23 protein-coding genes are annotated in these 24,792 nt (G+C 38.5%); 6 read left to right on the forward strand and 17 right to left on the reverse strand.

The annotated features are described in order from the left end of the window. Window positions 1-6: 6 nt before the first annotated feature. The 3 genes from lpdA to aceE are packed head-to-tail and all read right to left on the reverse strand — an operon-like array spanning window position 7 to window position 5,502. On the reverse strand, window positions 7-1,410 hold the full coding sequence (gene lpdA, locus QM538_03965; GenBank protein MDI9347639.1) for a dihydrolipoyl dehydrogenase: 1,404 nt from the start codon (window positions 1,408-1,410) through the stop codon (window positions 7-9). Then, entirely contained in the window at window positions 1,400-2,836 is a 1,437-nt protein-coding gene (locus tag QM538_03970) for a 2-oxo acid dehydrogenase subunit E2 (GenBank protein ID MDI9347640.1), read from the reverse strand. The genes lpdA and QM538_03970 overlap by 11 nt, the downstream gene beginning before the upstream one ends. An 8-nt stretch (window positions 2,837-2,844) precedes the next feature. Then, the gene (gene aceE / locus QM538_03975) at window positions 2,845-5,502 is read right to left on the reverse strand and encodes a pyruvate dehydrogenase (acetyl-transferring), homodimeric type (protein MDI9347641.1); all 2,658 of its coding nucleotides are present in this window, start codon (window positions 5,500-5,502) and stop codon (window positions 2,845-2,847) included. A gap of 41 nt (window positions 5,503-5,543) precedes the next feature. Between aceE and QM538_03980 the strand changes: the two genes are divergently transcribed. Both QM538_03980 and QM538_03985 read left to right on the forward strand, forming a co-directional pair. Then, window positions 5,544-6,749 carry an argininosuccinate synthase gene (locus QM538_03980; protein ID MDI9347642.1) on the forward strand — a complete coding sequence of 402 codons (1,206 nt, stop codon included), beginning with the start codon at window positions 5,544-5,546 and terminating at the stop codon, window positions 6,747-6,749. Window positions 6,750-6,761: 12 nt separating this feature from the next. Beyond that, on the forward strand, window positions 6,762-7,538 hold the full coding sequence (locus QM538_03985) for a hypothetical protein (GenBank protein MDI9347643.1): 777 nt from the start codon (window positions 6,762-6,764) through the stop codon (window positions 7,536-7,538). Between the two features lie 6 nt (window positions 7,539-7,544). Here the strand turns inward: QM538_03985 and QM538_03990 are convergent, their stop codons facing one another. From QM538_03990 to purM, 3 genes are read right to left on the reverse strand one after another with little or no spacing between them, the layout of a single operon-like run. Beyond that, a complete protein-coding gene (locus QM538_03990; GenBank protein ID MDI9347644.1) occupies window positions 7,545-8,297 on the reverse strand; it encodes a DUF3108 domain-containing protein in 753 nt (250 codons plus the stop codon). Then, complete coding sequence (gene purN / locus QM538_03995) at window positions 8,194-8,898, reverse strand: phosphoribosylglycinamide formyltransferase (GenBank protein ID MDI9347645.1); 705 nt, start codon at window positions 8,896-8,898, stop codon at window positions 8,194-8,196. The genes QM538_03990 and purN overlap by 104 nt, the downstream gene beginning before the upstream one ends. A 9-nt stretch (window positions 8,899-8,907) precedes the next feature. Then, entirely contained in the window at window positions 8,908-9,945 is a 1,038-nt protein-coding gene (purM, locus tag QM538_04000; GenBank protein ID MDI9347646.1) for a phosphoribosylformylglycinamidine cyclo-ligase, read from the reverse strand. A gap of 27 nt (window positions 9,946-9,972) precedes the next feature. Here purM and QM538_04005 point away from each other — a divergent pair, with 27 nt between their 5' ends. Together QM538_04005 and QM538_04010 are read left to right on the forward strand one after the other, a co-directional pair. Next, entirely contained in the window at window positions 9,973-10,692 is a 720-nt protein-coding gene (locus tag QM538_04005; GenBank protein ID MDI9347647.1) for a hypothetical protein, read from the forward strand. 21 nt (window positions 10,693-10,713) lie between these two features. Further along, entirely contained in the window at window positions 10,714-11,145 is a 432-nt protein-coding gene (locus QM538_04010; GenBank protein MDI9347648.1) for a DUF4124 domain-containing protein, read from the forward strand. 2 nt (window positions 11,146-11,147) lie between these two features. On the opposite strand, the gene QM538_04015 is transcribed toward QM538_04010, so the two are convergent. The 5 genes from QM538_04015 to QM538_04035 are packed head-to-tail and all read right to left on the reverse strand — an operon-like array spanning window position 11,148 to window position 16,514. Continuing rightward, a complete protein-coding gene (locus QM538_04015) occupies window positions 11,148-11,684 on the reverse strand; it encodes an NAD(P)H-dependent oxidoreductase (GenBank protein ID MDI9347649.1) in 537 nt (178 codons plus the stop codon). Between the two features lie 4 nt (window positions 11,685-11,688). Further along, window positions 11,689-13,044, reverse strand: coding sequence for a DUF3570 domain-containing protein (locus tag QM538_04020; protein MDI9347650.1), 1,356 nt, complete (start codon window positions 13,042-13,044; stop codon window positions 11,689-11,691). Next, entirely contained in the window at window positions 12,986-13,462 is a 477-nt protein-coding gene (locus QM538_04025) for a TlpA disulfide reductase family protein (GenBank protein MDI9347651.1), read from the reverse strand. The genes QM538_04020 and QM538_04025 overlap by 59 nt, the downstream gene beginning before the upstream one ends. Continuing rightward, a complete protein-coding gene (proS, locus tag QM538_04030) occupies window positions 13,449-14,723 on the reverse strand; it encodes a proline--tRNA ligase (GenBank protein ID MDI9347652.1) in 1,275 nt (424 codons plus the stop codon). The genes QM538_04025 and proS overlap by 14 nt, the downstream gene beginning before the upstream one ends. Continuing rightward, window positions 14,724-16,514, reverse strand: coding sequence for a GspE/PulE family protein (locus QM538_04035; GenBank protein ID MDI9347653.1), 1,791 nt, complete (start codon window positions 16,512-16,514; stop codon window positions 14,724-14,726). It abuts the gene before it with no gap. 58 nt (window positions 16,515-16,572) lie between these two features. Between QM538_04035 and dapA the strand changes: the two genes are divergently transcribed. Both dapA and bamC read left to right on the forward strand, forming a co-directional pair. Further along, window positions 16,573-17,457, forward strand: coding sequence for a 4-hydroxy-tetrahydrodipicolinate synthase (dapA, locus tag QM538_04040; GenBank protein MDI9347654.1), 885 nt, complete (start codon window positions 16,573-16,575; stop codon window positions 17,455-17,457). After that, on the forward strand, window positions 17,454-18,533 hold the full coding sequence (gene bamC / locus QM538_04045; GenBank protein ID MDI9347655.1) for an outer membrane protein assembly factor BamC: 1,080 nt from the start codon (window positions 17,454-17,456) through the stop codon (window positions 18,531-18,533). The genes dapA and bamC overlap by 4 nt, the downstream gene beginning before the upstream one ends. Before the next feature lie 2 nt (window positions 18,534-18,535). Here the strand turns inward: bamC and folE2 are convergent, their stop codons facing one another. The 6 genes from folE2 to QM538_04075 are packed head-to-tail and all read right to left on the reverse strand — an operon-like array spanning window position 18,536 to window position 24,791. Beyond that, complete coding sequence (gene folE2 / locus QM538_04050) at window positions 18,536-19,309, reverse strand: GTP cyclohydrolase FolE2 (GenBank protein MDI9347656.1); 774 nt, start codon at window positions 19,307-19,309, stop codon at window positions 18,536-18,538. An 11-nt stretch (window positions 19,310-19,320) separates the two neighbouring features. Then, window positions 19,321-21,174 (reverse strand): 1-deoxy-D-xylulose-5-phosphate synthase, encoded by a 1,854-nt coding sequence (gene dxs, locus QM538_04055; GenBank protein ID MDI9347657.1) that lies wholly within the window; start codon window positions 21,172-21,174, stop codon window positions 19,321-19,323. Continuing rightward, the gene (locus tag QM538_04060) at window positions 21,159-21,974 is read right to left on the reverse strand and encodes a polyprenyl synthetase family protein (protein MDI9347658.1); all 816 of its coding nucleotides are present in this window, start codon (window positions 21,972-21,974) and stop codon (window positions 21,159-21,161) included. The genes dxs and QM538_04060 overlap by 16 nt, the downstream gene beginning before the upstream one ends. Continuing rightward, window positions 21,946-22,167: an exodeoxyribonuclease VII small subunit gene (gene xseB, locus QM538_04065; GenBank protein ID MDI9347659.1), complete on the reverse strand. Its 222-nt coding sequence runs from the start codon at window positions 22,165-22,167 to the stop codon at window positions 21,946-21,948. Before xseB ends, QM538_04060 begins: the two co-directional genes overlap by 29 nt. 7 nt (window positions 22,168-22,174) lie before the next feature. Continuing rightward, complete coding sequence (gene radA, locus QM538_04070) at window positions 22,175-23,506, reverse strand: DNA repair protein RadA (GenBank protein ID MDI9347660.1); 1,332 nt, start codon at window positions 23,504-23,506, stop codon at window positions 22,175-22,177. After that, complete coding sequence (locus QM538_04075) at window positions 23,490-24,791, reverse strand: CNNM domain-containing protein (GenBank protein MDI9347661.1); 1,302 nt, start codon at window positions 24,789-24,791, stop codon at window positions 23,490-23,492. The genes radA and QM538_04075 overlap by 17 nt, the downstream gene beginning before the upstream one ends. Between the last annotated feature and the right edge of the window lies 1 nt (window position 24,792).

The raw sequence follows: 24,792 nt of genomic DNA on the forward strand, positions 1-24,792 counted from the left end.
TAGCGGTTATTTTTTATTAAGATATAAGTCTGTGATAGTACCAGCAACCATCTCTGCGCTATAAGAAGTTGTTTCTGATAATGTTGGGTGAGGATGAATGGTGTGTGTGAGATCATGTATGTCCGCCCCCATCTCTATTGCTAACATAGCTTCAGCAATAAGTTCACCAGCGTTTTTACCGCAAATCTGCATTCCCATGATCCTCTTAGTATCTGGCTCTACGATTATTTTTGTAATACCCGATGCTGCACCAACAGCCAACGCTCTACCGCTGGCTTGCCAAGGAAACGACTGGGTAAGGTACGGGAGATTTTTTAGTTTGGCTTCTTTTTCTGTGATACCACACCATGCAATTTCAGGATCTGTGTAAGCAACCGAAGGAATGGTCCTAACATCAAAATAGGATTTTTTTCCTGCAATTGTTTCTGCAGCTATCTTTGCTTCATGGCTGGCTTTATGCGCAAGCATTGGTTGCCCTTTAACATCTCCAATTGAATAAATATGTTTGGCATTAGTCTGCATTTGATCGTTAGATGGAATAAATCCTTTTTCATTGCGAAAAACCTGAGCTAGCTCAGGCGATATGTTTGAGTTTGGTGTTCTGCCTACCGCAACAAGTACAGAAGCAAAGCTTTGTTCTTCAGTTTTGTTAGTTTCATTATGAGTTAGTTTTGCCATCACAGCGTGATCGGTTGGGGCGCAAGAAGTTACCGAAGTGTTAAGCTTTAGTTGAACCTGCTTATTCATTAGAGAGGTCATTAATGGCTTAGAGATCTCCGCATCTACCTGGGGAAGTAAGGTTGGTAGAAATTCTGCTACAGACACTTTTGTGCCAAGTGATGAATAAATACAGGCCATTTCTAATCCGATAATTCCTCCACCAATAATTAACAAAGATTCTGGAATGCGCTTAGGAGATAAAGCGCTGGTTGAATCAAAAATAAGCGAATGCGAAGGTAGATGTGGAAGTGTTGCGCTTGATGAACCAGTTGCAATAATACAGTTTTCAAATGTGATGGTACTATTATTGCTAAGCGTAAGAGTATGTGAATCTTTAAATGTAGCTCGGGCCATGATTGTCTTGACATTGCGTTTTTTTGCCAAAGAAGTTAAACCGGATGTTAGTTGTTTAATTATTGAATCTTTCCACTCTATCAATGAATGTATATCAATGCTTGGCTCCGAGAACACCACGCCATGTTTTGAAAGTGTTTTGGTCTCACTTATTATTTCCGCAACATGGAGGAGCGCCTTACTAGGTATACAACCGACATTAAGACAGACTCCCCCAAGAACGGGGCTGTCATCAATGAGCGCAACGGTTAAACCCAAATCAGCACATCTGAATGCTGCGGTATATCCTCCTGGACCAGCGCCAATCACCGCAACTTGGAAATGGTTATTTTCCATGTTTTTTTCTTTTGGTAGGTTTCTTTTTAGATTTGGTTTTATTTGAAGTTGGATTGATCATAGATTGTATGAATTTTTTTAAAGTTTGATTTTTGTCTTCACCTTCAATGAATAACCAAGGTTGTTCAATACAATTTGCCAAAGCTGATGTAAATTTTGCCGCCAATGCTCCGTCTATAACTCGGTGATCATATGATAGTGATAAGGGGAGGTAGGTTTGGTTGGCCAAAGTTCCGTTATCTAGAAGAGTTAATGTATTAAAAGATTTTGAGATTCCTAAAATCGCAACTTCAGGAGGGTTGATTATTGGTGTAAAAAATTTACCACCAATTCCGCCCAATGAAGAAATCGTAAAAGAGGCGCCCTTAAGATCTTGAGGAGAAAGTTTTCTTGCCCGAGCTTTTGCGCTAATCTCTAGTAATTCAATAGCAATTTGTTTAATTGATTTTTTATCACAGTCTTTAATTACTGGCACAGTTAATCCCTGCTCAGTATCAACTGCAATTCCTATGTGATAGTAATTCTTAAAAGTAAGATTGGTTAGGTCGTTACTCAATGATGCATTTAGTCTCGGGAATTGTTTAAGACAGTTAACTGCTGATTTTATTAGTAATGTAAGAAAAGTAACTTTTATATTTTCTTTTTTGTATTCATTATTAAAGTATTCACGCAAAGAATTGAGGGTGTCAATTCTTGCTTCTTCAAACTGAGTCACATGTGGTATGGTGGTCCAGGATCTCAGCATGGATTTGGCGGTGAGTTGATTTATTGAAGTAAGCTTCTCAATGTGAATTGGCCCAAACTGAGAAAAATCTATTTCTGGTGCAAGAGGCAGAGCCTGATTAGTTGAAGGATTGTTAATTGCGATTTTTACATAGTTAGTTAAATCATTATGAAGAATACGATTATTGGCTCCAGTCCCCTTAACTTGCATTAAGTTAATCCCTAGCTCCCTGGCAAGTTTTCTAACACTTGGTGATGCGTGGGCAAGCACTATTTGTGAAGATGTTAGTTGCTGTAGTAAGTTACTTTGAGGTGGGGCTACATCAGTTGTAGTAGAGGATTGTCTTGTGGTTGTAACAGAGGGAGTGGGTGTGTTGAGTGAAGGTGGTGTGGGTGGTGTGGGTGTAGGTGGTGTGGGTGGTGTGGGTGTAGGTGGTGTGGGTGTAGGTGAAGAAGATGCACTAAGTTGAATTTTAACAAAAGGTGTGCCGGTTGATACCTTATCCCCTTTTTTTATAAGTAAATCAACTAAGATTCCTGCGCAAGGTGAGGGGATTTCCATGGCTGCTTTTTCAGATTCTAGAGTTAGAATGGTCTGATCATTTGCTAGGGTATCTCCAACTTTTACTAATAGTTCAATTACTTCAACATCTTTAAAATCTCCTAGGTTAGGAATATTAAAAGTTTGAATATCTCCACTCATTATGTCGTTTATCGTTTTATAGGGTTAATTCGTTGTGAGTCTATTTTTAGTAAAGTTCTGGCTCTCAGTAGCTCAGATTGAGGAAATTGACCTTGTTGGGCCAGGACAGCTAACGTATAGTAGGCAATGTAGTATCGATTTACTTCAAAAAAATCACGCAAGGAAGCCCTTGTATCTGATCGACCAAAGCCATCTGTGCCAAGACTGTAATATGGCAACGGCAGGAATTCACGCATTTGCTCTGAGTGAGCTTTAACATAATCAGATGCAGAAACTATAATTCCTCTTTGGTTGGAAAAAATAGTAGAAAGGTGTGAGATTTTTTTGTCTAGTTCGGGATTAAGTAAATTATACCTTGCGCAATCCTGCGCTTCTCTTACCGCTTCTGAAATACTCGGAGCGCTGTAGATAGAAGCAGATAAATTAAATTCTTTTCTTAAGATATCTGAGGCGCGTATCACTTCATTTAGAATAGCTCCCGAACCAATCAAATGAATATCGTTTGTTCCCTTTTGGTATGAATAAATACCTTTAATAATATGTTCATCTATAGCAGGTTGTGTTGGTTTAGATGGGTGACGATAATTTTCATTCATAACGGTAATGTAGTAGAAGTGATCTAGATTGTTAATTAACATTTGCCTAAGGCCATGCTGCAGAATAATCGCAAGCTCATAAGAAAAAGCGGGATCGTATGAATGGCAATTTGGAACTGCTGATGACAATAAATGACTATGACCATCTTGATGTTGTAGACCCTCACCCGCTAAGGTTGTTTTGCCTGCGGTACCCCCAATTAAAAATCCTCTAGAGCGCATGTCTCCTGAGGCCCAGACTAAATCACCAATTCGTTGCATGCCAAACATTGAATAAAAAATATAAAACGGTATCATTGGATGATGATGAGTGCTATAGGCAGTAGCGGCAGCTATCCATGAGCTCATTGCTCCAGCTTCACAAATCCCTTCTTCTAAGATTTGACCAGCTAAATCTTCTCGGTAGTACATTATTTGATCTTTATCTTGTGGAGTGTACAATTGCCCGACACTTGAATAAATTCCTAACTGTCTAAATAAACCTTCCATCCCGAATGTTCTTGCTTCATCTGGAATTATTGGTACGATCTCTTGTGAGATGGACTTATCTCGTAATAAAGCGGTCAGAATCCTAACAAAAACCATTGTAGTTGATAGCTCCTTTTCACCAGTAGATTCAAAGAAGGGAGAGAAAACTTCTATGGGGGGAAGGGTAAAAATTTTTTTCTTAGTTGTACGAGTTGGTAAAAAACCTCCAAGTACTCTGCGACGCTCAAATAGATATTGCATTTCAGGAGTCTGATCTTGAGGTTTGCAGTATTCAAGATTTTTTACTTGTTCGTCCGTTAATGGAATATCAAACCGATCTCTAAATTTTACCAAATCATTAAAATCCATTTTCTTTTGTTGGTGAGTTCGGTTTTGACCTTCCCCAGCACTGCCCATGCCATATCCCTTAACTGTTTTAGCTAAGATTACGGTAGGCTGTCCTTGATGTTGCACTGCTGATTGATACGCGGCAAAAACTTTATGCGGATCATGACCGCCACGATTTAAACCCCATATTTCACTATCAGTCATATGGGAAACACGAGCTTTTAATTCTGAGTATTTACCAAAAAAATTATCACGCACAAATGCCCCGTCTTGAGATTTGTAATTTTGGTAGTCACCGTCTACTGCTTCTTCCATCCGTTTTAACAATAGCCCGTCGCTGTCTGAATTAATGAGGGGATCCCATTTTGAACCCCAAATTACTTTGATAACATTCCACCCAGCCCCTCTAAACACTCTCTCAAGTTCTTGAATGATTTTGCCATTACCACGAACAGGACCATCTAATCGTTGTAAATTGCAATTAATCACAAAAACAAGATTGTCTAGCCGCTCTCTTCCTGCGAGTGAAATGGCACCAAGTGATTCTGGTTCGTCACATTCTCCATCGCCTAAAAATGCCCATACTTTTCGATTTTGTAAAGGTACTAGATTTCTGTCATTAAGATACTTCATAAAGCGTGCTTGATAAATTGCCATGATTGGACCGAGGCCCATTGAAACAGTAGGAAATTGCCAAAAATCTTTCATAAGCCATGGATGAGGGTAAGAAGATAGGCCTTGACCCGACACCTCTCGTCTGAAGTTATCTAATTGAAGGGCGGAGATTCTTCCCTCAAGAAATGCCCTGGCATAAATACCAGGTGAGGCATGTCCTTGAAAGTAGATAAGATCACCTAACTGATTATCATTAGTTGCTCGCCAAAAATGATTAAAACCAACTTCATATAAGGTAGCGCTTGATGCAAATGTTGCAATATGTCCACCAAGTTCTGAAGATTCCTTATTTGCTTTAACTACCATGGCAGTTGCATTCCATCTAATTAAGGATCTGATTTTTCTCTCTAGATAATAATCACCAGATGCTGCCACTTGTTTATCTTGTGCTATGGTGTTTAAATATGGGGTATTTGAAGAGAAAGGGGTGTGTAATCCTTTCCTACGCGCGTTTAATAATAGATTGTTCAGTAAACCTTCAGCTTTAGTGGCACCTTCTATCTGAAGTACTGCATTGAAAGCATTGACCCATTCTTCAATTTCTTGAGGGTCATTATCCTGAAAATTATTATCGCTCATATCGTTATATTATATAATGTGCTGGAAATAAATAATTACATATGAAAAAACCATTAGTTGTACTAGCTTATTCAGGGGGATTGGATACTTCAATTATCTTGAAGTGGTTACAGGAGGAGCGAAATGCCGATGTCATTTGTTTTACTGCCGATATTGGACAGGGCGAAGAAGTAGAGCCAGCGAGAGCAAAAGCGTTAGCGTTAAATGCGAAAGAAGTAATCATTGAAAATCTGCAAGAGATTTTTGTAAAAGAATTTGTTTTCCCTATGTTTCGCGCCAACGCACTTTACGAAGGCGAGTATTTGCTCGGCACTTCCATTGCCCGTCCATTAATCGCACAACGACTGGTGGAAATTGCTAAAGAAAAGGGCGCTGATGCAATTAGCCATGGCGCGACTGGAAAAGGCAATGATCAAATTAGATTTGAATTAAGTGCTTATTCACTTCATCCAGATATTGCCATAATCGCACCTTGGCGAGAATGGAATCTCTCCTCACGAACTGCATTGTTAGAATACGCAAAACGGCACGCCATACCAATTAGCCAAACCAACAACAAACCCCCATACTCAATGGATGCAAATTTACTTCATATTTCATATGAAGGAGGTATTCTTGAAGATGCTTGGCAAAAGCCAGAAGAATCTATGTGGCGAAGAACTACTTCACTTAATCAATGCCCAACTAATGCAGATGAGATCACTATTCAATTTGAGAATGGTGATCCAGTTGCGATAAATGGAAAAATCATGAGCCCAGCAAATCTATTAACAGAACTAAATAGAATCGCAGGGTTGCACTGTATCGGAAGAGTTGACATTGTTGAGAATCGTTATATTGGACTCAAATCTCGTGGGTGTTATGAAACTCCAGGTGGCACGGTATTATTTAGAGCTAGAAGAGCATTAGAATCTATAGTGTTGGATCGTGAAGAAATGCATCTGAAAGATGATTTACAGAGTAGGTATGCGCGATTAGTTTATAATGGTTACTGGTTTAGTCCTGAGCGTACTATGTTGCAGAAGTTAATTGACACCTGTGCGCAGAAAGTAGAAGGTGAGGTTAGATTAGAATTATTCCGTGGGTCGGTTATGATCAATGGGAGAAGGAGTAATAGCTCTTTATATCAAGCAACCCTAAGCTCATTTGAGGATGATAAAGGAAGTTTTGATCAAAAGGATGCGAGTGGATTTATCACTTTACAATCTATCAGATTAAAGACATATAGTTCAAGAAAAAAAGTATAAAGGAGTTTTTAAATGAAAAAAACAATTATTGCATTAATAATCTATTGGTTGGGAATAGGGGTAGCAAATAGTGCGGACCTCTTTGTGCCTGCACTCCCCAAAGAAGGCTCAATTATATTTGCCATTGAACGAGATTATTATTATAGAGGCTTCACCCGATCCAATAAGAAAAACAGCACAGAATTTACCTTTGCCTATCAAACTTCTGATTATTTTAAAATTTCTACGCAAATTAAATCAGTTGACTTTCCTTTTGATCCTCTTAAAAAAAGAAAAGCTAACTATCAAATTAATTCATCACTAGGTTTTGATTTTGATTTCCCTGAGGAACATGTTAGGTTTGATTTCGGAACTAATTTTTATAATTACCCTGGCTCAGCTTCTGCGTTGCAGAAAAAATATGATTATCAGGAAGTCTATGCGTTACTTACATTAGGTACGGTTCAGTATAATGTATCAATCGCAACTTTTCTTTCAGATGATTACTTTAATAGTAACGGAAAATCAAGTTACTATCAACTCGGACTAAATATTAATATCGCTAGAGGACTAGATTTTTTAGTTAGTGGTTCGCGATTTACATTACATGAAAGGGATTTGGCGAACTTTACAGGAGTGGTATCTTCTACTACCAATTACGACCTTTATGAACTTGGGTTGTATATGGGGCTTCCAGAATTTAATATCGTCGCAGGTTATTCAAGAGTTGGCTTGAGTGAAAAGTTTTGTCCTATCTATAATGGGTGTAAAGATAAATTTAATTTTAAACTAACCGTTGCACTGGACTAGATAGTTTTATTTTGCAATAAAAACTAATTCAAGCTTTCCTTTTTTCCAACGCTCAATTCTCATTGGTAGGTAGTTCTGCTCCGCATTAAGGGTAACTACTACTATTTGATTTCCTTTTTGCATTTGGATAACTGGATTTGGTGTGGCTACTGAGGTGGTGGTGGAATTGGTAGCTATCGTTTCAATTACCTCACCTTTAGAGTCAATTAATGTGTAGCTTTTTTGGTCTATAAAATTATTAGTCGCAAAATCAAGTCCAACTTGTAATAACCAAGTATTTTCGTCAAGGGCACCTATATTGCTGATTTCTTTAATGATTTCGGTCTGCTGTGGAGTATTTGCATCTTGAGGGTTAGTAGTAGTAATAGTAACTGTTGAGTTGGGATTAAAAATCAATTCGTAATTAACTCCAGTCGGTGTCTTATCTAGTAAGGTTTCTAACGTATATGTATTAATTAAAATTTGGTTTTTTTCATTGAGTTTAAATTGTACTATTTCTCGTAGGTTGTATTTTAATAAGGATCGCGCTAAACCTGAGACCACCAGTGTTGAAGTTCTCACCCAGGTATTTTTTTCTTTTTTGAGTTCTAGTTGAAAGTTGCCAATGGAAAAATTATTATAGTAAACAGAATAAGTAAGTGAAGTTGGGGTAAGGCTAAGAGGAGCTGCAACCGACTGATTGTAGTACAGTAGCATCAAAATCGTGAAGATTATTCCAGTGTGGGAAAGTAAATGTTGATATCGTTTCACTGCAGTCATATATGTTCTTTATTATACCAGCCTCCACTTTGATTTTTTTTGTAGCAATGAGCTCTAGTACTCGTGGATAGAGTTGCCATTCTGATTTTTTTACTCGTAAGGCTAAGCGTTCTGGATTGTCTTCTGGCTCAACTGGAACAATTGCTTGAGCGATAATAGGACCATCATCTAACTTTGCGTTGACTAGATGTATGGTGCTACCGTGGATTTTATCTCTCGCTGCTAATGCTTTTTCGTGGGTATGTAGACCTGGATATAATGGAAGCAGAGAAGGGTGCATATTAATAATTGTATCTTTGAATTCGGATAGTAAGGGTTCAGTAATAATACGCATAAAACCCGCGAGTACAACCCAATCAAGAGAAAAAGGTTTCAACAAGTCGCGTAGTTTTTTTGAATACTCTTTTCTACAAGTAGTAGAAGTGTAGGGAAGTGTGATGGTCCGCAAACCTACCGAAGTAGCGTATTGCAGTCCCCTGGCAGATTCGTTGCTACTAAGCACTACCTCAATTGAAGCCTGCAATTGCTTATGTAAGATCGCATGATGAATGGCAGCTAGATTACTCCCATTTCCAGATATAAGCACGGCAATGCGCATCATAACCAATGGCTATTCTTTCCAAAGCACATGGGGCTCGCAGTTAGATTGCCCTTTTTTGATTGTTCCAATATGCCAAGCAAAATCACTTTGTGATTTGTTTAACTGATCTAGCAATAATTGCCCATCATCCTTTGCAATAATAAGAATCATCCCGACTCCTTGATTAAATACCTCATCCATTTCTTGCCTAGAAATTTTCCCAACTTGCTGTAACCATAAAAAAATCTCTGGCACATTCCAGTTGCGTTCCAATTCAGCATAATACCCAGAAGGAATTGATCGTGGTAGGTTGCCTACAATTCCACCACCAGTTATATGAGCTAAGCCATGAAATTCAAAGCGAGGAAAAAGTGGTAATAGATGTGGTATATAAATAGTTGTCGGCCTAAGCAAATCTTGAATTTGCGTAGCAGTTGCTGGATGTTGGTTTAAGATGGAACGAACGAGACTAAAACCATTTGAATGTAGCCCATTTGAACGTAATGCTATGCACCAGTCACCTTCTTGACATTTATGCGCACCTAACACTGCATTTCTCTCTACCGCTCCAACCGCGAAGCCAGCTAAATCAATTTTGCCGGCACTATAAAGTCCAGGCATTTCCGCGGTCTCACCACCAAGCAACGCACAACCCGAAACGCGACAATGAGTTGCGATAGAGCTAAGAATGCGTTTTGCTTTCTCTAATTCTAGAGTACCGCAACTAAAATAATCTAAGAAAAATAATGGCTCTGCTCCACAAACGATGATATCGTTAACACACATGGCAACAAGGTCCGCACCAAGACATTCTAATTGATCATGTTCTAGTGCTAAGAGTAGTTTAGTCCCAACTCCATCGGTGCTTGAAACCAATAAAGGATCTTTAAAAGCAGTTTGTTTTAAGTCAAATATGCCAGCAAAATTACCTACCTCTCCCATAACACCTTTGCGATGGGTACTGGCAAAAATTGGGCTAAGCTGTTTAATTAAACTATCGCCTTTTTCAAGGTCAACTCCGCTGCGCTGATATTGGGAACTTGAAATATTATTCTTAGTGGAATCCATAGCGTTACTATTTTATAATACAGTGAGATGAAATCAAATAACCAATTAATGCTTGATGTTACGATATCTGACTTATTTAGTTTTGACACATTTTACATTGAAGATAGAAATGTGTGGGTTATTGAGCAGTTAAAAGCAGCGTTACTTGACTTGAGGCGATCCGAGTACTATTTATACACCATTGTGGGTGAAAGTGGTAGTGGAAAAACTCATGTGTGTAATTCGTTAATTCAATTTGCGCAATTTAGAAATATTCCAATAACAAGCATTAATGCTAACCTTCTAGTTGGGGAGAGGCCAGGAATAGATGGGGCGATTCTCCCCCCTGCAAGAAATGGCGTGTTACTTATTGACGATGCTCATCTGCTTACCAATAACCAGGCGCTTGAAAAACTGCTATTTTTCTTAATAGAAGAAGGCAATGAAACTAATTACCCAACTATTCTCTTTCTGAAAGACTGGCAAGCCTCATTAGGTGATATTACCAGTAGAATTACTTCAAATTGTATTTTAGAACTTCATGCACTCTCTGATTCCACTCTCGCCACAGTAATAAAAAAACGCTGTAACTATAAAGGGTTATTGATTTCAGATCAAACCGTAGAGTATATGTTAAAGCACCTTCCAAGGGATGGGAAAAATATGCAATTTGTTTTAACTGCTTTAGACGCGTTAAGTTTGGTTCAGGGAAAAAAAACAATAACAATACCGCTAGTAAAATCACTGATTTATTCTAAAAAGGCATAATAAATTTGTTATACTGTTACCGTGGCTAAAGTAATTATTAGTATATTGTGTGTTTTGGTGACTGCGGGTCTGGTAAACGCTCAGAAAGTCTATAAATGGAAAGAAAATGGTGTAATTCACTATGGTCCAACCTTACCCCAGGGACAAGTTGACCTAAATGCCGATATCTTTGAAAAAAATAAAATTCAAGGTAATGTGGAAACTCCTACCCAAAGTTCTGTAACTAATGAAACAAAAACTAATTCAAATACAGAGGTTGATCCTCTCAAGATTGAGTTAGAAAAAGCACAAAAAGAAATCTGTAATGAGCTTAAGAAAAAGGCAAAAAATCTTAGTAGCAATTCCCGTATTTTTAATATTGATGAAGCGGGAAAGCGATCTTATCTTTCCAAGGATCAAAAAGCTAAAGAGCTAGAAGATGTGCAGAATACAATTTCTTCTGATTGTAAATAAAATTATTTAAGCTTATTAGAAATCTCAGAAAGCCTCTTGCCTGATTTTTGAGCTAGCTCAATTTCAATAGATGTGAGTTTTTTCTTACCCATGGCAGTAGGTCCATAGGGTGTGCCACCTTGGGAGGTTGTTGCAAGCCCACTAAAAGTATAAGGGGTTCCAACAATAATCATACCGTGATGAAGCAGAGGCACCATCATGGAAAGCAAAACGCTTTCCTGTCCTCCATGAATTGAGTCAGAGCTTGAAAACACCATTGCGGGTTTAGATACTAAGCTACCATTCAGCCATAATTCAGAAGTGGTTTCTAAAAAACTTTTTAAAGGTGAGGCGATTGCTCCAAAGTAGGATGGACTTCCAAGTGCAAGACCACTACAGTTTGCAAGATCAGAAATAGCTACTTGGGGCACTTCATCTGTTTCAGAAACCGTCCTTACTCTTGATTCAATTGGTCCTAAATCTATCCCTCGTGCGATATGAGAGGCAAGTTCAGCGGTTTTGCCATGTCGACTATGATAAAGAACAAGGATATAACTCATGGTATCAGTCTAATTTAAAATTCACACGAATCAATATTGTAGAAAGGTCTGGGACTAGTTTTACCTTTCGCAGCTCACCAAATTTATTTTTTGGTTCTGAAATTGCTTGTTGATAGGTCTCAATACCAATGGAAAATTTATCTTCATCAAACCCTAGCTCTAATCCTAATGTGGTAGCGGTAAATTTACCAATACGATAATCTGCAGAAGCGTAACATTGTAAGCACCCTTGAATGCTCTGCAGTTGATTTTCAGAAAGAAACGGGCGATAAAAATCAGCGGAACCTTGTTGATAGTAACGAATGTGAGGTTTAATCCATATCGTATCATTTAAATAAATGATAATATCAGTGTCAAAGGTGCTAGATTTTATCCCCCAGCTATTTTCTAAAGCGCGAATTCCAAATGAAAACACCCCTTTTCCAACTGCCTTTTTATACCCTAGGTACACTGACTGGGTGATTTTAGAATCAGGTCTACTTTCATAGATTACGACTGCATGCTCAGGGGAATGTTTGAGTAATCTACCAGTATTTTCTTCAACGATTGAAATTACTTTATATGGATCGGTAAGGTAACCTTGCTGGTTACCATAAGAATATAAAAATGTTATAAATGAACTTGTATCTACTATTTGAGAAAAACCAATTAAAAAATCAAAAACCTCTTTTTTTTGAGTTCGGGAAAGGATTGGCTGTTCGCTGATCGCTGCAAGGACTTTTTGAATAACTAAAGGTTTTGGAGTGAATAGTTCAGAAATAATAGTATCGTTATTAATTGACACACCGAGATCAAATGTGGTGTTTTTTTGATTAAACGGTATGCTGATGGAAGTACTAAGTCCAAGCGAAATATAATCTAGCTCTCTTGATCCGCTCGCAGTGACGCTATAAGATGCATTTGAATCTTCATATCCATATGAGACAGCACCAGCAACACGAAGTTCTTTGTAGTCTGGGAGCACGGGCAGGGAGTTAGGTCGGATTACATCACCCTTACCTGAGGGGCTAGTAATAGTAATATTTTCTAAACTTACGATTTGACCATTTGGAGATGCTCCGGTGAGAATGTCACCGAGTGCCTTAAAACCAATTGTCTCGTTAGTATCAATAAAATATGTACCCTTAAAAGTTGATTGAAGAATTTGCAGTCTACCCGCTTCTTTATAGTATAAAAAATCACCATCAAAACTCCAGGTTTCTGCCTCACCTACTTCAGTGAATCCTTGGGCTCCATAAAGAGTTAGCACCGCAGTGGTCAGTGTTGATGCTATGGTTTCCGATTTCGGTGCAAGAGATAGTTTATTTTTGTTCATTGCTAGGCAGGGGCTTGGTAAGATAGTTTTTAATTTCTTGCTCAATTTTATGTCCTGATTTTAGAGTAAATCCATTATGTCTGGCAATAATTTCTCCTTTACTATTTAGTAAAAAACTGGTTGGCAATGTTTCAACCTCAAATTTTTTACTAGTTGCAGCATCTATTCCGTCATCAATAATGGTAAATGAAATCTTATGCTTTTTAAGAAAGGCAGCTTTAGCTTCAGGATCTTCATCCATGTTAACTGCAACAATTCGTAGGCCTTTACTTTGATAGGACATATTCATTTTTTCCATCCAAGGAAAAGAAGTTGCACAAGGTGAACACCAGGATGCCCAAAAATCAAGGTAAGTCAACTCTGCGCCTTTAGTCAAATCGTGATTAGGTAGAACTGTTTGTTGCGCTTGTGCTGAACATAATAAAGCGCAGAAACCAATGAGAATAACACTACGATAATTCATTAATAATTTGTTCTATAATTGAAGGGGCGTCTGTGGTGGTGGCATGTATGGTTTCATTCCGTTGTCGGATTTTAATCTCAACTTGGTTTTGCGCCAAACCTCTTTCTCCTATTATAACGCATAACGGTATCCCTATTAATTCTAGATCATGTAACATTACTCCGACCCGCAACCCCCGATCATCAAGAGCCACTCTTAAGGATTGCTTCTGAAGAGTCTGATATAATTGATTGCCAGCTTGCGTTACATTAGATGATTGTTGAGGATTGATAAGTGCGATCACTACATGGAATGGCGCAAGAGAAGGATTCCAAATTATTCCCTTAGCGTCGTGATTTTGTTCAATTGCAGATGCACAGATTCTACTTACCCCAATACCGTAACAGCCCATGGTTGGAGTGATTGTTTGTTGCGATGAGTTTGTTAAGGTAAAAGAGAATGATTTACAATAGGTATCTCCAAGTTTAAAAACATGACCAACTTCAATACCTCTAGTGATAGTGAGAGGGAGACCATCGCTAGTGTGGTGAGTGCTTGGGTCGTCAATTTGAAAGTGAGGTAGCAGTTCAATATTAAATGCTCTCCCGTTATTTTCAGCCAGAATGTCTTCTCCCGTATTGGCTAAGACATGAAACTCATGCGAACTTGTGCCCCCAATCGCACCATTGTCAGCCTCAACCATGGCAAAGTTTAGCTGACATCGTTTAAAAATTGAGTGGTAAGCCCGTACCATATCTTGGTAGGTTAGTTCTAAGGAGTTTGCGTCAAGGTGGAACGAATAGGCATCTTTCATGAGAAACTCACGAGCCCGCATTATTCCAAAGCGAGGACGAATTTCATCTCGAAATTTAGTGTGGATTTGGTAAAAACAAATAGGAAGTTGTGCAGCGCTCTGTATGGTTGAAGCGGCGATACTGGTTATAACTTCTTCATGAGTAGGGCCTAAGCAATGTTCATGTTCATTTCTATCTTTAAAAGTAACCAATTCTGGACCATATTTATTAAAACGACCACTTTCCTTCCAAAGTGAAGCTGGTTGGACTATAGGCATGGTTATTTCCAGAGCACCAATTGAATTCATTTCTTCTCGAACGATTGTAATTACTCGCTGCAGTACCAGTTGCCCAAGCGGTAAAAAGCTATAAAGACCAAGACCTACCTTTTTAATCATGCCCGAACGAAGCATTAGTTGATGGCTGGGCACCCCCGCATCACTAGGCACATCTCGTAATGTAAATAATGGAAAATTTGATAGTTTCATTTATGAGAGTAATTCAGGTGTAGAACTTGCCACTTCTTCAAAAGTAGTCTCGCCCGCAAAAACTCGTTTTGCACCTGCAATACGAAGTGGGACAAGTCCTTTTGTTTTTGCGTGATGACTAATAGCATCTGAATTAGCGTTTTGACTAATTAAAGCTTTAATTTCTTTATCAATTACTAATAATTCAAATATACCTGCTCTTCCACTAAAACCTTGATTGCGACAAAATTTACAACCCACAGGCTGGTATACTCGATCAGGTTTTGTCATTTTAAAAGGATGAATAAAAGAATCCCAAACTTCTTGAGGGAGCGTTTCATCAGATGGTTTTTTGCATTGAACACATAGTAACCTTACTAATCGCATGGCCAACACACCCCGTAGGGTGTTGGTAATCACATAATTCGGTAATTGTAAGTCTCGTAATCTTGTAATTGCAGTCACCGAGTCATTGGTATGTAGCGTGGATAACACGAGATGCCCTGTTAATGAAGCCTGTGCGGCAATTTCCGCTGCCTCTCTATCTCTTATTTCTCCGACCATAATTATATCTGGATCTTGACGAAGTAAAGTTTTAATGCCACTGGCAAAATCGACATTTATCTTAGGGTTTACTTGCATTTGATTAAAATCGTCGTCAATTAATTCTATGGGATCTTCTATGGTACTCACATTTACTTCAGATGTTGCAATAGATTTTAGTGTTGTGTAAAGCATGGTCGTTTTACCTGAACCAGTAGGTCCGGTGACCAGAACGATGCCATTTTCGGTGTGGATTAATTTTTCCCACATGGCAAAATCTTTTGCGGATAAACCAAGGTGGTTTAAGCCTAAATGGAGTACTTCTGGATCAAAAATTCTGAGCACAATTTTTTCTCCAAATGCTGTAGGCATTGAAGATGCTCTAAATTCAACTTCTTGATTTTTCTGTGTAAGGATTTTAATCCTGCCATCTTGGGGCCTCCTTCTTTCAGCGACATCCATCCGTGCAATAATTTTTATTCTACTGATAATTGGAATAGCTACATTTGCTGGGAGCACATGAATTTTATTTAAAATCCCATCAATTCTAAATCTAATCGTGCATGTTTTTCGGTGTGGTTCAAGATGGATATCGCTTGCTTTAAGAGAAATAGCATGATGGAGAAGCCAATCAACAAGAGAGATAATCGCTTGGTCTTCGTCACTAAAATTTTTATCACCTATTTTAGTTAATTGCTCAAAGTTTTGAATATCAAAGGTTGCATGTGATGTGTTCATACCTGATGCTACATGAATGGACTCTTGAAACTCATAAATATTTCTTATATGTGATCGCAGATCGTCACTGTTGACGAATAGTTTTTGGATTATTTTGTTTGGAAAAATACTCTCAATTTCCTGATCAAGGCTTGTGTCAAATGGTTCAGAAGTTGCAACCTTTACTGATTGGGTGTTCTCTTCAATAATAATTGCAGAAAAACTTTGTGCTTGATGTAATGAGAGTGAGCTTGATACTAAGTCTGCATCTAGTGTAATGGGGTTTATAGTGTGAAATGTTAGTTTGTATTTATTTGCGCACCAACAACTGATAAACTCTGTATCTAATCTTTGTAAACTATCCTTTGCATGGGGCCAGGCTTTACTCCCAAGCGCACCGATAGCACCGAGATTTCGTACCATGGTGTCAGAAATTAATCGGTAGGATAATTGCGCCGAATCTTTGCTGATAATGCCGTCTTCTAGCAATCCATCTATTATTACTGCAAGAGGAATCTTATTTCCTGTTCCAGATTTTAATATTTTATCCATTGATATTCATTATACCGTACTATGTAGTATTGTAAAATTTTAGGTAAAATAGTCAAGAATGTCAATACAGTTTATCAGTGGTAGCATTGTTGCCTTAGTTACTCCCATGCATGAAGATGGTTCCGTTGACTATGAATCTCTCTTGCAGCTACTTGAGTTTCATAAAGTCTCAGGTACCAGTGCGGTAGTAATGGTGGGTACTACTGGAGAATCTGCAACCTTAGAATTTGATGAGCATATAGAGGTGATCAAATACTGTGTCCGAGCTAAAAAAATCCCTATCATAGCTGGCTGCGGTGCGAACTCTACCGCAGAGGCCGTAGCACTCACCAAGGCTGTAGCGAGTGAACAAATTCTTGCGACATTATCAGTGACTCCGTATTATAACAAACCTACTCAGCAAGGCATGATCATGCATTACACAGCTGTAGCCGATGCGTCTGAAGTACCGCTAATTCTTTATAATGTGCCTTCTCGCACCGGCGTTGATTTACTTCCAGAAACTGTAGTCACGCTTGCAAACCACCCTCATATTGTTGGTCTAAAGGAAGCAATCGGTGATATGGCAAGGATTGATACCCTGCGCCGAACCCTCCCTAATGATTTTTCTATAGTAAGTGGAGATGACGCAACATTTCTTGATTGCCTGCAGCATGGTGGAAATGGAGTTATTTCGGTTAGTGCAAATGTAGTTCCTAATATAATTGCAGAAATATGTAAGTTATGGTTTGCTGGGCAACACCAACAGGCCCGAGTCCTAGATTCTACTCTTGCTTCATTACATAAAGATTTATTTGTAGAATCTAACCCAATACCTGTAAAATGGGCACTGTACAAAATGAAAAAAATTAAAAATTATCTTCGGTTACCACTAACTCCACTTTCAGAAAAATATTTTTCAGCGGTATCTTCCGCCCTAAAACAAGCTGGGGTGCCTGAATGAAGTATGAAATTAAAAATCAGCGTACTTTGTTGAGCGCCTTGATTTTAGTAAGTGTTACTGGTTGCACTATACACACCCAAGATTTGGATATTACTAAACCTTACTATATTGATAAAGGGCTAAGCTCAGAAAAAAAACTTGAATTCCCACCTGATTTATCAATTGAAGTTGCCAACGCGCTCAATTCACCTTCCACTGATCAATTAGAATCTATTGACACACTCAAAATAAAGTACGGTCTTTTAGGAACTGTCCAAGAGTTGCAGTTGTCGTTTAATAGAAAAGAAAACGATACTTGGGTTGAGTTAAAGACTACCGCAGATACATTGATTCCCAGAATTAAAACTTTTTTTTCTAATGAGGGGCTTCAAAGCAAAACAATTAATGTACTCACTGGCTCCATCATAACTGACTGGGTAGAAAATTTAAATCGTAATTACCCACAAGGAGTCTCAGATTCGTTTCAAGATATCTCAGACTGGTTACAAGGATCGCATAGAGATAGATACCTTGTGTCTTTGCAACCGGCGACAAAAGCAGGGTTTATTGAACTGCGATTATTTCATGAAAGTCTTTTACTCACAGAAACGAACGAGCAGGTTCGTTGGTTGCCAATCCCCCCTAATGAGTTTTATCGTTTAGATATGTTAAAACGACTACTTCAATATTTAACTAATTCTAGTTTAAGTTCAGAATTACAACAAAATCTACGAGTAACTGGATTGGAAGGCCCGTTTCAGTTTGTGCAAAATGAATATGCTGAATCTTATCTGGTCATCCCAGACACACCAGCCCGGGTTATTACCTATATGAAAAATGCATTACAAGAACAAAAAACTACGCTTAGCGTGGTTGATAAAGATACGTACGCGTTGCTTACCTTAACTCCTTGTGTTGCTGTACTTGATGATGCAAGCCAATCTATTTCGGTATGTCACTTAAAAATCGCTTATTCACTCAGTAATTCCATAGTGGTTGCTACTGATAAAGACGAAAAAAATCTAGCTATCTCAGCGAGTAGAAATTTTTTTAGAAGTATCGCCCAGCTGGTGATACATCAATCAACAAAAAATTAGTATTACCAAATAATCTTTGCATAGGCATTGTGGTTATGAATGGATTCAAAGTTTTCTGATTCAACTGAACCTGATTGTATTGATGGCATGACCTTAAGTGTACGGGCAATTTCTCTAACTAAATCTTCTACGAATTTTGGATGATCGTACGCGTACTCAGTTACATATTTTTCATCTTCTCGTTTGAGTACACCATATAACTGGCATGATGCTTGGCTCTCTGCTAGTTCAATCAGTTTTGCAATTTCAAAGTTTTCTGAAACTTGTACAGATATTGTAATTAATGAGCGCTGATTATGTGCGCCATACTGAGATATTTTTTTTGAACATGGGCAAAGACTTGTAACTGGTATTCCGACTGAGAGGTTGTAGTATTGTTCTTTCTCTTGTTGAATTGCATGAATGGCTACTTTGTAATCCATCATTGAGTGTTTTTTACTTACTGGTGCCAATTTCTGGGTAAAATAATTAAAGCTGATATAGATTTCGGCTTTGGGAGACTGTAATGACTCCCTTATTTTTTTAACGAGTTGCTTAATAGAATTATAATGTAAATCTTGAGATGCTTCAGTGGCAATTTCAACAAACCTGGACATGTGAGTTCCGCGTTCATCTTCTGGTAAAGTAACAAAAACTTTAAACATACCTTCTACATGCTGAGTTCCTAGACTGTCGCTGTAGCGTATCGGTAGTAATAACTCTGTGATACCTACTTGTTGAATGGTTAAGGCAATATGACTTTGTTGAGATTGTATATCAGGGATTGTGTTATTCATACGTTTAAATATTATACATGGGAAAACCACTCGGTAATTCTGGTGGCAATACTTGCCTCATCTAAGCTGATTGATGCGTACAGTGCTGATGGCTCTCCATGTTCAATTATAGTTTCCGGGATACCTAAACATAATAAGTTTACCTTGTTTTGCTGCTGCGAAAAATAAGCACCCACCATAGTACCTGCACCAGCTTCAACTACATGGTCTTCAAGTGTGACAAAATAAGAATGTGATTTTATCAAGCTATCAAGCAAAGCAGTATTAAGAGGTTTAACAAAGCGCATATCTACAAGTGTCGCGCCTAAGTTTTGCGCGAGAGCCAGGCAATGATGTGTTAATGGCCCGAATCCTAATATTGCAAGTTTGCTTCCTTCGCAGAGTAGTCGTGAGGTGCCTAGTTCAAATGATTCAGAGTTTTCACTAGGGATTTTCCCAATTCCACTACCTCTGGGGTATCTGACAAATGCTGGGCCTGGGTGCTTAAAACCAGTGGTAAGACATTTCCAACACTCTTCCTCATCTGATGGAGTCATGATTAGGGTATTTGGAAGTGGGAGTAAAAAACCGATATCGTAAATTCCATGGTGGGTCGCGCCATCACCACCAACCAATCCAGCGCGATCAATGGCAAAAAGAACATTATGATTTTGTAACAAGATATCATGCAAACATTGATCGTATCCCCTCTGTAAAAATGTTGAGTAAATTGCAACTACAGGTAATAGCCCTTGGCTAGCCATACCACCAGCTAAAGTAATGGCGTGCTGTTCTGCGATACCAACATCAAAGAGTCGGTCAGGAAACTTTGTGGCAAAAGATCGCAGGCCAGAACCTTCAATCATTGCTGGAGTGATTACGACTAGCGTTTGCTCTACCGTTGCTACGTACTGTAACCACTGTGCAAAAATATCAGAAAAAGTTTTTTTCCCAGTTTCTTTACTTAACCCTATTTCTTGATTGAAAGGTTTTACCCCATGATAGTGGATTGGATCTTGTTCAGCTAATTTATACCCATGTCCTTTTTTAGTTACCACATGAAGTACTGCCACTGATTTTGTCTCAGCTAGAGACTGGAGGCTTTGAATCAATTGTGATAATGAATGACCGTCAATTGGACCTCTGTAATCAAATCCAAGTGAGGTGAATAGATTATGGGGCTGAAGTAGTTTTAGTGCTTGCTCATCAAATTTTTTAGCTACCGCTTTTATTTGTGGGTGACTTTCTAATATTGAATGTCCCTTTATTCGCACATCATGGTAGAAACTAGAGATTGTATTCATGGATTTATGCAATGCTCCAACATTATGTGAGATTGACATATTATTATCGTTTTGAATGATAAGTATATTTTCTTGTAAGATCCCTGCATGATTGAGTGCCTCAAATGCCATGCCTGCGGTCAAACCACCATCTCCAATAATCACAATTACTTTTTGATTTTTACCTAATCTTCGTAAAGCAATTGCCATTCCCAGACCTGCACTTATTGAAGTGCCAGCATGCCCAACATCGAATGTGTCATAGATACTCTCACTTTTTTTAGGAAATCCAGAAATACCCTTAAATGAACGAATGCTTGCGAGAGCAGATTTTCTTCCAGTTAATATTTTGTGGATGTAACTTTGATGCCCGACATCCCAGACTAGTATATCTTCTGGAGTATTAAAAACAAAATGCACCGCAACCGTTAATTCTAGCGCCCCTAAGCTAGAGGCGAGATGTCCACCGCTTTTTGAAACTGAGTGGATTAAAAATTCTTTTAGTTCATGACAAAGTGTTGTGAGTTCTTCAAGTGATAGTTTTTTGAGATCACTTGGAGCGTGTATGGTGTCTAATAACGGAGTGCTTAACGGCGATGACATGTTATTTTGTTATGTAATTCAGCAAGTATCGAATCAATCAGTGAATTATTTTTCCCAATTTGGTAATACGCTTCACTAACTTGACCGTATTGAATTTCAACTTCTTGTATAAGATCACTTGAAGCGTTATCTTCAAAGTCATCTAAGGTTTGATAAAACAGTCCAAACGTTTTGGTAAAAGATACCAGAGAATTTTTAATCAGTGATGGTGATCGCAAGTCCAGTAAGCACAGGGGTAATGTTGCGCAACCATTAAAAAGCATCGCAGTTTTTAATTCATGGCAGTATGTTTGCTCTTCTTTGCTGCGATCTTGGGGAAATAAATCTAACATTTGACCATAGATCATACCCTGCACCCCACTGATTGTTACTAATTCTTGTAAACAAGCGGTGATTTGTGCGTGGCTTAACGTATCGCTCATACAAATACTTTGGTATGCCAAAGATTGTAGGGCATCACCTGCAAGTACTGCTGTGGCTTCGTTAAATTGTTTGTGACAAGAAAATTTTCCTCTTCGATAATCATCATTGTCTATTGCAGGAAGGTCGTCATGTATCAATGAATATGCATGAATTGATTCAAGTGCAATTGCAAGTGGAATGATTGACACATGGTTGATTTCTAGGATCTCTCCAATCGCAAAACAAAGTTTCGCTCTAACATATTTCCCACCAATCCCACTATAAAGTATTGCTTGGCTCAGTATTGGGTGGGTTTTTTGCCCACTTAAAAATGAATTATATAAATTAGAAAACCAATCGTTAAAATTACTATAGGCTTTTGTTGGAATTTGTGGCATTGTCAATATGGGTCAATTTTAATTTAGCCTGTTCAAGCATAGTTGTTAATTGTTTTGATAGTACCATGCCTTGCTCATAGGTTTGCATCGCCTCCTCAAATGGGAGCCCATCTTGTTCTAGTTGCCTTACGCAGGATTCAAGTTCTTGCATTAAAGAATTAAAGCTTTTATTTTTTTGTACTTTATTTGACATGTATAAGCTATTGTAATAAGGTAAGTAAATCTTGAATTTTTTCTACCCCTACTATTTTAATACGAGATTGACTGGATAATCGCTCAACATGCATTGCAGGAACTGCAGCATGGGTAAATCCGTGTTGCTGGGCTTCTTGGATACGATCGCTTAGTGCAGTAACCGATCGTATTTCTCCTAATAAGCCAACTTCTCCACACACTATCATATGTTGTGGAAACGGAGTTCGGGTGAATGCGGAAATCAAAGCGCAAAGAATTGCCGCATCGATCGCACAATCGGTGATAGAAATTCCTCCAACTGCATTTACAAATACATCATGACCAGCGAGCGCTACCGTGCTATGTCTTGCTAACACTGCTATCAACATGGGAATACGAGATACATCAATTCCTTGTCCGTAGCGTTTTGGATACTCGCCATAACTTACATCTACGAGCGCTTGTATTTCCACTAACAATGTTCTTCTTCCTGTCCTAATCGCGGTTGCCACAGAACCTGCCATTGGGCTGGAATGTTTTCCTAGGAACAATTCAGATGGATTACGAACATCTTCAATGCCAAGCTCGGTCATAACAAAAACACCTATTTCATGAACTGTGCCAAATCTATTTTTTATTGCGCGAAGAATCCTATATTGATTTTGATCGTCACCTTCAAATTGCAAAACTGTATCAACTAAATGTTCTAACACTCGAGGTCCTGCAAGCACTCCATCTTTTGTAACATGCCCAACAATCAAAATAGTACATCCAGACTCTTTTGCAAAACGAACTAATTGAGATGCGCACTCGCGCACTTGTGATACAGTACCGGCTTGACTTCCAACACTGGCGCTTCGAACCGTTTGAATCGAATCTATCACGAGAATATCTAATGAACGCTCTTTCGCCTCCTGAAGAACTGATTCAATATCAATGGTGCTTATAAACAATAGTCCATTATTATCTAACTTCATTCGAGAGTGTCTTGATAATACCTGTTCAAGCGATTCTTCGCCACTTGCGTACATAGATTTTTTATCAATTGCTAGACCATTGGCGATTGAGAGTAGTAGCGTTGATTTTCCAATCCCTGGGTCCCCCCCAATGAGCGTAACCGATGCAGGCATTAATCCTCCTCCTACGACACGATCAAATTCACTATGGCGACTATCGTATCTAGGTTTTGGTGCATGGTCAACTTGGGATAGTGATACCACAGAGTAGGGTTGGGTTAACTCTGACGTTGCGGTTTGGATACTGTTCCACGCACCACAGTGTGTACATTGACCCAACCATTGCGGAAACGCGCTACCACAATCCTGACACACGAATTGTGGTTTAGTTTTTTTTGCCATCGCTAGTATCTTGAGTTTTTGCTAAGGTTAGTCTTGCCCACAGTACCATGGTTGAATTTTTCTTTGTAACCTCAATATCGAATGATTTTTCTCGCAGCACGGTGCCTACCGTTGGAATTTCATTTACTTTATTCAAAATATAACCATTAAAAGTTTTGACTTGTTGTGTGTTGAATGTAATAGGAAGATAGCGATTTAGCATGCGAAGCGATGTTGATCCATGAATGAGATACTGAAAAGGCGACTCTTCGACTATTTTTTTTCCAATCCCAACCATATGCCCGTCGGTGTGAGAGCCAATCATCTCTTCTAAAATATTATCAATGGTGACTAATCCAATGGTATTTCCTAGTTCATCCAATACCAATGCCATAGGTTGATGAGTTAGTTGAAATTGATTTAGTTGTTGTTGTAAAGAGTTTCCTTCTTGGGTGTATAAAACTTTATCAATAGCTGTGATAAATGTTTCTTGGCTTAGTCGTTCACCTAACGCTAACTCTAAAAGATGGCGTGAACGAACAACTCCCAAGGTTTGTGAATAATCTTCCCTAAAAACCGGCAGGATGCTATGGGAGGCGGTTTGAATAGACCGTTTGATTTCTGACCAAGGACGCGAGCAGTCAATTGCTTCGATCTCTTGTCTCGGGATCATAATTTCTTCTACATTGATTTGTTCCAAGTCAAGTATTGTCGTGAGCATCTGTTGGTGTTTTTTATGTAGCACTGAATCAGGCATTGTTATCAAAGATTTAATCTCATCTTTATTTAGGAACTCCCTTCCTTTATCTCTAGGTCTAGTGAGTGCTCGGATAGGAAGCAATATGATGTTGGTAGCAAGACCTAAAAACCATATTATCGGTGACAGGATTTTAATTAGAGGTATGCATAAAAAAGCACTCGGTGGGGCGAGATGGTCTGCGTATTCTGTCCCGAGAGTTTTAGGGGCAATCTCAACCACAATTAAACTAACAATGGTTAATAAAAAAATTAATTCATAAAGATATTTCGGACCAAGATAATTAATGGTTATGATGGTAACTAAGGTGGCCGCGATATTATTGAGAAAGCTGTTTCCAAGTAGCAATAGGCTTAACAATTTATCGGGTTTTTTAATTAAGGATTCTACTGCCTTAGCCTGAAGAGAGCCTTGCCTGGCAAGGTGGTGCATTCTGTAACGATTAACTGCTAATAAACTTGCTTCTGCAATTGAAAAGAAAATTAGTAGTACCATAATGCATAAGAAAATTGCAATTGCTACGAAGGGGTTTTGAATAACTTGATCCATT

The sequence above is a fragment of the Candidatus Methylacidiphilales bacterium genome (genome assembly GCA_030054035.1).
Taxonomy (GTDB): Bacteria; Pseudomonadota; Gammaproteobacteria; order JASGCS01; family JASGCS01; genus JASGCS01.